6 protein-coding genes and 1 tRNA gene are annotated in these 4,515 nt (G+C 65.7%); 4 read left to right on the top strand and 3 right to left on the bottom strand.

Features of this window, described 5'->3' with window-relative positions; genetic code table 11:
- Window positions 1–190 precede the first annotated feature (190 nt).
- The 4 genes from PV762_RS20455 to PV762_RS20440 all read left to right on the top strand — a co-directional run bounded on the left by PV762_RS20455 (window position 191) and on the right by PV762_RS20440 (window position 2,842).
- Complete coding sequence (locus tag PV762_RS20455) at window positions 191–610, top strand: VOC family protein (protein WP_421036842.1); 420 nt, start codon at window positions 191–193, stop codon at window positions 608–610.
- Window positions 610–1,506, top strand: coding sequence for a DUF3034 family protein (locus PV762_RS20450; RefSeq protein ID WP_421036841.1), 897 nt, complete (start codon window positions 610–612; stop codon window positions 1,504–1,506). Before PV762_RS20455 ends, PV762_RS20450 begins: the two co-directional genes overlap by 1 nt.
- A gap of 88 nt (window positions 1,507–1,594) precedes the next feature.
- Window positions 1,595–2,011 carry a group I truncated hemoglobin gene (locus tag PV762_RS20445; protein WP_421036840.1) on the top strand — a complete coding sequence of 139 codons (417 nt, stop codon included), beginning with the start codon at window positions 1,595–1,597 and terminating at the stop codon, window positions 2,009–2,011.
- A 99-nt stretch (window positions 2,012–2,110) separates the two neighbouring features.
- On the top strand, window positions 2,111–2,842 hold the full coding sequence (locus tag PV762_RS20440) for a hypothetical protein (RefSeq protein ID WP_421036839.1): 732 nt from the start codon (window positions 2,111–2,113) through the stop codon (window positions 2,840–2,842).
- A gap of 33 nt (window positions 2,843–2,875) precedes the next feature.
- Here PV762_RS20440 and PV762_RS20435 read toward each other — a convergent pair.
- From PV762_RS20435 to PV762_RS20425, 3 genes are all read right to left on the bottom strand, one after another.
- Window positions 2,876–2,951: transfer RNA gene (locus tag PV762_RS20435), tRNA-Phe, on the bottom strand.
- A 79-nt stretch (window positions 2,952–3,030) separates the two neighbouring features.
- Window positions 3,031–3,762: a response regulator gene (locus PV762_RS20430; protein ID WP_421036838.1), complete on the bottom strand. Its 732-nt coding sequence runs from the start codon at window positions 3,760–3,762 to the stop codon at window positions 3,031–3,033.
- A gap of 6 nt (window positions 3,763–3,768) precedes the next feature.
- The coding region (locus tag PV762_RS20425) for a sensor histidine kinase (protein WP_421036837.1) at window positions 3,769–4,515 on the bottom strand (747 nt) is incomplete at its 5' end.

Raw genomic sequence — 4,515 nt, 5'->3', positions numbered from 1 at the left:
GAGCTGACGCAGCGCCTGGCCCAGGCCGCGCAGGCGCAAGGCGGTGACGCCGCGCCGCAGACGACCTGAGCCCCAGGCGCGCTCCGCCCGCAAGAAGGCCCGCTGATGCGGGCCTTTTCTCTTTCGCGGCCACAATGCGTCGTTCCCCTGTCCTCCCCGTCATCCTTCCAACGCCATCCGCCGAGCGCTCATGAAGTATCTGCACACCATGGTCCGCGTGACCGACCTCGAAGCTTCCCTGCACTTCTACCGCGACGCGCTCGGCCTGGAGGAAGTCCGTCGCACCGAGCATGAGGCCGGCCGCTTCACGCTGGTCTATCTCGCCGCGCCTGGCGACGAGGCGGCCCAGATCGAACTCACGTTCAACTGGGACCCTGAGGTCTACACGGGCGGTCGCAACTTCGGCCATGTCGCCTATGCTGTCCCGGACATCTACGCCGCCTGCCAGCGCCTGATGGACGCTGGCGTGCTGATCAACCGCCCGCCGCGGGATGGCCGCATGGCCTTCGTCCGTTCGCCCGACAACATCTCCGTCGAGCTCCTGCAGGACGGTCCGGCGCTGCCGCCGGCGGAGCCATGGATCTCGATGCCCAACACAGGCGCCTGGTAATGCTTCGAACGCTTGTCCCTGTCCTGGTGGCCGGCTCGCTGGCGGTTCCGCTGGCTTGTGCCGCGCAGGCGCAGGGCAAGCTGCTGCTCACGGGCGGCGTAAGCAGCATCGATGGCGCGGCCGGTGGAGGCCTGACCCCCTGGGCATTGACCGGCAGCTATGCCACCAGCGGCCAGGTCGGCGCCACGGCCTACTTCACGCGACTGCCGGTGCAGGATTACAGCCTGTCCGGCTACGGCGCGTCCGTGGCCTTCGGCGAGCGCGTCGAGCTCTCGCTCGCGAAGCAGGACTTCAGTGCCGGCGGCACGGGCGCGGCGTTGGGATTGCCGGGGCTCAAGCTGAAACAGACGATCCTGGGCGCGAAGGTCCGCCTCGGCGGCGACGCCGTGCTGGACGCCGACACCTGGATGCCGCAGATCGCGCTGGGCGTCGAATACAAGCACCTCGATGCGGGCGGCCTGGCGCCGACGCTGGGTGCGCTCGGCGCGAAGCGCAACGGCGTCGACGTCTACCTGAGCGCCACCAAGCTGTTCCTCGCGCAGAGCACGCTGGTGAACGTGACGCTGCGCGCGACGCGGGCCAACCAGAACGGTCTGCTGGGCTTCGGCGGCACAGCCAGCAGCCGCTATGCGCTGATGCCCGAGATCTCGGTCGCCTACCTGATCAACAAGGAATGGGCGATCGGCGCCGAGTACCGCATGAAGCCTGACAAGCTCAACCCTTCCGCCCTCGGCGACGGATTGCGCGAAGACGACTGGAAGGATGTGTTCGTCGCGTGGGCGCCGAACAAGCACATGTCGCTGACGGCGGCCTACGTGGACCTGGGGCGCATCGTTCCGGGAATCCAGCCGCGACGTCAGCGCGGGGTCTACGGATCGATCCAGTTCGCGTACTGAAGGCCGGCGTGACGCGACGCCAGACCGCGACGACGACCAATCACTCGACGAGGAGTTCCGGATGATTCGATCGGCTCGAAGGGGATGGATGGCGGGCCTGTTGGCGCTGCTGGTCGGCATGGGCATGGCTGCCCCTGCGATCGCGGCGGACGATGCGCTGTACCGCGCGCTCGGCGGCGAGGCAGGCATCGCTCGTATCGTCGACAACTTGATCGATCGCGCCTATGCGGACGAACGCATCAAGAAGAAGTTCGACGGCGTGAATCCGAAGGCGCTGAAAGAGTCGATCGGCAAGCAGTTCTGCCAGCTCACTGGCGGGCCTTGCCTCTACGACGGCGAGACGATGGTGAAGTCGCATGCCCATCTGGCCCTGGACAAGGCTGACTTCAATGCGTTGGTCGAGGACCTGCAGTTCTCCATGGATGACCAGAAGGTGCCGTTCGCGGTGCAGAACCGCCTGCTGGCGCTGCTGGCGCCGATGCATCGGGACATCATCACCAAGTAGATCGGACGAACCTGCGCGCTCGTGGAGGGGACTCGACGACCTTGGCGCTGCGATGTCCGCGGTGCCGGTCGGCGCCATCGGGCGTCAAGGAGTCGTGCCATGAACCCCCTGTCTCAAACATTGCCGACCGTCCCGGTGGGCGCTTGCGCGGCCACGGCGCCGATGTCTTCGCATGAGTGCATTGACGCAGACAAGGTCGCTGCGTTGATGAGCCAAGTCCAGGCGTGGAATGCCCGGAAGTTGCCGCCGGTCGAAATGGCAGTTGGCGCGCTGGAATTTCTCGCCACGGGGCGCGCGGATGGCTTCGAGCGAGCGACGGAGGCGCCGCCGCCGGCGCGCGGCGAGGCGAGCAGGTCGACCACGTTCAAGCGATCGATACCTGAGATGGTGGACGCCGCGAGCCAGCGTGGCGTGCGCTTTCACTACACCTTGGGCATGGAACGGGAGCGCATCGAACTGGGCAACCAGATGTCGCGGGGATGGGCGCTGCTGCCAGAGGCTTCCAAGACACTGGCGTCTCGATTCTTGCAATCGTCTCAGCGGCAATTGCGCCCGGCGGAGTACACGCCGCCTTCACCGTTCTTCAAGAACCTGGTCGATGCATTGAAGGAAGGTGACAGCATGATGCTGGTGCTGCCCTCGAATGACGTGCTCCTGATGGCGCGCGCGGAGGGCGGTCAATTGATCGCGGTTGCGCCGGACGAGTTGTGCATGCGTTTGCCTGGCGTGTGCTCGTCGAAGGTGTATGCAGGGGAAGGCGCGCAGCAGCGTTTCGATCGCGCGTACTACATGGCTGGCCGTCAACCCTGGGCGATCTTGAAGCCGCAATGAAAAAAGCCCGGCAGAGCCGGGCTTTTTTGAATCTGGTGGCCAAGGGCGGAATCGAACCACCGACACGCGGATTTTCAATCCGCTGCTCTACCAACTGAGCTACTTGGCCGTGAGACTGGGTCTCGCTTCGTTATCCGGGTTCCAGGTCTTGCGACCCGTGCTGAACAACGAAGACAGCGACTATAGCACTAAATTCCGCTGCCGCGCTTGTTTCTCGACAAATCGACACCCAGTTGCTTGAGCTTGCGATACAGGTGGGTGCGTTCGAGGCCGGTCTTCTCGGCCACGCGGGTCATCGAGCCGTTCTCCTTGGCCAGGTGGAATTCGAAGTAGCTCTTCTCGAACGCGTCGCGCGCCTCGCGCAACGGGCGGTCCAGCTCGAAGACCTGCTCGGAGGCGAGGCCCTGGTGCGGCAGCGGCGTCACCGGCGCCAGGCCGGCCGTCTGCACCGGCATTGCACCGCCGGTGGCGATGGGCTGCATCGTCTCCGGACGCGGGTAGCTGTTGCCGATCACCGTGCCGATCACCGGCGCCGCCGGCGGTGCCGGACGCGGCGCCGTCTTCACCAGCGCCTGCTCGACCGCGCGCAGCAGCTTCTGCAGCGTGATCGGCTTCTCCAGGAAGGCCATCGCGCCGAACTTGGTCGCCTCGACCGCCGTGTCGATGGTGCCGTGGCCGCTCATCATGATGACCGGCATCGTCAACTGGCCGGTGCTGCCCCATTCCTTGAGCAGCGTGATGCCGTCGACGTCCGGCATCCAGATGTCCAGCAGCACCAGGTCCGGTCGCGAGCGCTCGCGGCTGGCCCTCGCCTGCTGGGCGTTCTGCGCGAGTTCGATGGTGTGCCCCTCGTCGGAGAGGATTTCAGACAAGAGGGCCCGGATGCCCAATTCGTCGTCAACAACAAGAATGGTTGCCATGTATGCCTACTGTTCACGCGGCCGAGGCGCGTCCTGCGCAGGGCTCGGTGCAGTCGCGAGTTTTGAAAATGATAACGAAACTTGTGCGCCGCTCGGCGGCTGATCGGCGCCGCTGGCTGCTGGGAGATTCACCAAGCGGATCCTCGCACCGTGCTCGTCGGCGATTTTCTTCACTACCGCCAGGCCCAGCCCCGTGCCCTTCGTCTTCGTCGTGACGTAAGGCTCGAAGGCGCGCTTCAGCACGTGCTCGGCAAAACCTGGCCCGTTGTCCACGATCACCAGCCGCAGCGCCCGCAGCTCTCCCGATTCCGTCAACGCCTTCTGGGTCCGCACCGTCACGTGCCCGTCCGGACGATGGCTGACCGCGTCCAGCGCGTTCTGCACGAGGTTGTGGATCACCTGCCTCAACTGCGGCGCGTCCCCGAGCATCAGCGGCGGATCGACCGCCAGGTCTGCATGCAGCTGTCCCGCCTCCTGGGCTTCGGCGTACAGCGTCAGCACTTCGGCGACCAGCCCGTTCAGGTCCAGCGGCGCGAGCTTGGCCGCCGGGAGCCGAGCATAGTCCCGGAATTCATTGACCAGCTGCTTCATCGCCTGGACCTGGTTCACGATGGTGCCCACCGATCGCACCAGCATCGCCTGGTCGTTGCCCTCGAGCTTGGACTCGAGCTTGAACTGCAGCCGTTCCGCCGACAGCTGGATCGGCGTCAGCGGGTTCTTGATCTCGTGCGCGAGCCGTCGCGCCACCTCGCT

Source organism: Mitsuaria sp. CC2 (genome assembly GCF_048957715.1).
GTDB lineage: Bacteria > Pseudomonadota > Gammaproteobacteria > Burkholderiales > Burkholderiaceae_C > Roseateles.
This window is presented reverse-complemented; position numbering and strand designations above follow the sequence as displayed.

What these genes read in the sequence shown, in the direction of transcription:
- PV762_RS20455 (WP_421036842.1), top strand. Translation starts at nt 191, where the DNA reads ATGAAGTATCTGCACACCATGGTCCGCGTGACCGACCTCGAAGCTTCC.
- PV762_RS20450 (WP_421036841.1), top strand. Translation starts at nt 610, where the DNA reads ATGCTTCGAACGCTTGTCCCTGTCCTGGTGGCCGGCTCGCTGGCGGTT.
- PV762_RS20445 (WP_421036840.1), top strand. Translation starts at nt 1,595, where the DNA reads ATGGCGGGCCTGTTGGCGCTGCTGGTCGGCATGGGCATGGCTGCCCCT.
- PV762_RS20440 (WP_421036839.1), top strand. Translation starts at nt 2,111, where the DNA reads ATGAACCCCCTGTCTCAAACATTGCCGACCGTCCCGGTGGGCGCTTGC.
- PV762_RS20430 (WP_421036838.1), bottom strand. Translation starts at nt 3,762, where the DNA reads ATGGCAACCATTCTTGTTGTTGACGACGAATTGGGCATCCGGGCCCTC.